We start from the raw sequence: 2,632 nt of genomic DNA on the forward strand, positions 1-2,632 counted from the left end.
AAAACGTTGAACTTCTTGATAAGAAATTGGATGCTGTACTAGCGGAAATTACAAACTTTTCAGATGTTAAAAAACAGTTGGTTCAAGATAAGCGTGATACTGCTTCGGAACTTAGGATTGCAAAGAACCAAATAGATGATGCCGATAAAAAGATTGTGGCATTAAAGGATAAAAATACAGACCTAAAAAACGAATTAAGCGATTGCAAGTATTACGCTTGTAAACTTGCTGACCAGCTAGTGCGATATGAAGAGTCGCCGCTTAACTGGTTCATCATCAAATACGAAGAGCATAAGCATGGTCGTGATGGCTATTTGAGTCGTGCCGTTAATGAATTTGCTCGTAAGGAGTAACTAGTCCCTATGGCTGACGCGGAATGACGACAAGCGGAACGTTTAGTGTAGCGCGAAGGAATGAAGTGTCAGCCTAAGAGGGTTATAGGGACGAAGTCCCTATCCTTGCCAATCTAAATTGGTTGAATGCGTACGGAATCAAAATATGGATTTAACGAATCGGATCCATAGAGGATATCCGCTCGCTCTCAGTGAGTATTTAAAAAGAATGCCCACCACACAAAGTAGTGGGCGGGCTAGTGTAAAATAATGGCAGTGGCTATTCGAATTGCCGTTCGAATAGCGACGAAAACCGAGGTGGTGAAGTCGATTAACGTCCCATAGATATAAGTATAGCGTCTTTCTGTGGAACTTCAAAGACATTACACACCTCCTGAACAGGAGGTTTTATTTTGGCGGACAAGAGAAAACGTAACTGGGTTTTTGTTCTGTATCCAGAAAGTGCTCCAGAAAATTGGAGACAGATTTTAAGAGATATGCTTGTCCCTGGATATGTTTCTCCACTTCACTGTGATGATGTAAACGCAGATGGAGAACATAAAAAAGAGCATTACCACGTAATCCTTACCTTTAAAGGTGTTAAGACTTTTGAGCAAGTTAAAGAGATTACAGATAAACTGAATGCCACTCGTCCAGAAGAATGTAAAGATATCCGTGCTTATGCAAGATATTTGTGCCACTTAGATAACCCAGAGAAGGCACAATATAACGTTTCTGATGTTGAGTGCCTTGGAGGTACTGATTACCTAGAAACAACAAAATCAGCAGCTGATACAGATACAGCTATTGGCGAGATGATGGATTGGTGTCTTGAACAGGGATGTTATTCATTCTTTAGATTAGCTTTATATGCTCGGCAATATCGAACTGATTGGTTTAGAGTTCTCACCAGTAGCAGAACTGTGTTTTTAGTGGCTTGGCTTAAGTCTATGCAATGGGAAATGAATCAAGGTACTTTTGACGGTTACGTTGAGGACGAGAATATTCCAAATTCGGATATTCCAGATTCGGATATCTAGGGATACGTACATGGGGGAGGTACTACGACCCTCCCCCATGTGTCCATTGTTCATTGTTCATGCAGGTTATGGACTAGTAACAATCTGTTACTAGTGAGATTTTGGTGTGTCTTAAAGATTGCTATGTTGCGTATAGTTACAAATGAGTAAAATTTGCTTTAATGTAACGTTTGCTCTATAATTACACAAGTAACCGTTTATGTGATTGGAGGTGTTAAATATGGATACTACTGATGTCGATAGAGTTCGTGGGAGAGTGGTTTTGAGGAAAGGTGATTTTGAGCGAGTTGATACTGATAGGGTTAGTTTTACGATGTCCTGTTCGGATATTGAAGAAGTTAGAGATATTTCTGAGAAACTTCATGTGCCGATGACTCACGTTTTTAGAGCTTTGGTTAAGTGCGGAATTATTTACTACAACGATAACGTGGGAAAGCAGTGGATAGGCTGGGACGAGGAAATTCAAGAACCAATCGAACGTGAAGGTTGGCGAGAAGACGCTAGAAAATTCAAAAAGTACGGATTTATTCGTTAAGAAAAAAGTCGTCACTTGCGTAACGACTATCGGCAAAATAATCATAACGCAAGTTGGCGGCTTGGACATATATCAAACACAAATAGAAAGGATTAATTATGTCCAAGTTTAAGTTGTTAAATAATGACTTCATTGCTCTAGGGGTCAGCCAGAAATTTAAGTATGGTACAGATAATGAGCAGGACGTTTCAGCAAGCGGAACGCCTAAATGGCGAGTACAAGCAATTCCTTGTGACTCTGGTGACCAAAAGCCCGATATCATTAACGTGACTATTGAATCATTTGATGACCTTGAAAGCACAATTACGCCAGGTATGGTTACTTTCACGGACCTCTTTATTCACACGAGCTATAACCGAGATAAAGGCGGCAACATTATCTGGTTTACAGCTTCCGATGTTAAGAAGGTGAAGTAACTATGGTAGATGAGTCTAGAAAGTTTCCAGCTAAAGGCGACCAGTTGCTTGGTGCTGTGTATCGTGACTTTTTAAGTCGTAATCGTCTTCTTGAATATATTGAAGCTTGTGATGAGATGGATTATCAGAATTCTTTATCTAGTTGGCTTCAATTTGCTCTAAAGGTTGTTGAGTTATTCAGTGAGAGTAAAGCGCTGGATATTGGACGTCTTAAAAACGTTGAACTTCTTGATAAGAAATTGGATGCTGTACTAGCGGAAATTACAAACTTTTCAGATGTTAAAAAACAGTTGGTTCAAGATAAGCGTG

At 39.7% G+C, this 2,632-nt stretch carries 5 protein-coding genes; all 5 read left to right on the forward strand.

All coding sequences use genetic code 11. The features are described from left to right. The coding region (locus HMPREF0581_RS05420) for a hypothetical protein (protein ID WP_036381117.1) at positions 1-353 on the forward strand (353 nt) is incomplete at its 5' end. Between the two features lie 392 nt (positions 354-745). Continuing rightward, the gene (locus HMPREF0581_RS05425) at positions 746-1,372 is read left to right on the forward strand and encodes a replication protein (protein WP_049906802.1); all 627 of its coding nucleotides are present in this window, start codon (positions 746-748) and stop codon (positions 1,370-1,372) included. 220 nt (positions 1,373-1,592) lie between these two features. Continuing rightward, positions 1,593-1,907 carry a hypothetical protein gene (locus HMPREF0581_RS05430; RefSeq protein WP_032734301.1) on the forward strand — a complete coding sequence of 105 codons (315 nt, stop codon included), beginning with the start codon at positions 1,593-1,595 and terminating at the stop codon, positions 1,905-1,907. A 98-nt stretch (positions 1,908-2,005) separates the two neighbouring features. After that, complete coding sequence (locus tag HMPREF0581_RS05435) at positions 2,006-2,323, forward strand: hypothetical protein (protein WP_032734300.1); 318 nt, start codon at positions 2,006-2,008, stop codon at positions 2,321-2,323. 2 nt (positions 2,324-2,325) lie between these two features. Continuing rightward, the coding region (locus tag HMPREF0581_RS05440; protein WP_036381127.1) for a hypothetical protein at positions 2,326-2,632 on the forward strand (307 nt) is incomplete at its 3' end.

This window comes from Mogibacterium timidum ATCC 33093 (assembly GCF_000525775.1).
GTDB lineage: Bacteria > Bacillota > Clostridia > Peptostreptococcales > Anaerovoracaceae > Mogibacterium > Mogibacterium timidum.

Bases quoted from the DNA above. Each gene is read 5' to 3' on its own strand.
- HMPREF0581_RS05430 (WP_032734301.1), top strand. From the start codon at position 1,593: ATGGATACTACTGATGTCGATAGAGTTCGTGGGAGAGTGGTTTTGAGG.
- HMPREF0581_RS05435 (WP_032734300.1), top strand. From the start codon at position 2,006: ATGTCCAAGTTTAAGTTGTTAAATAATGACTTCATTGCTCTAGGGGTC.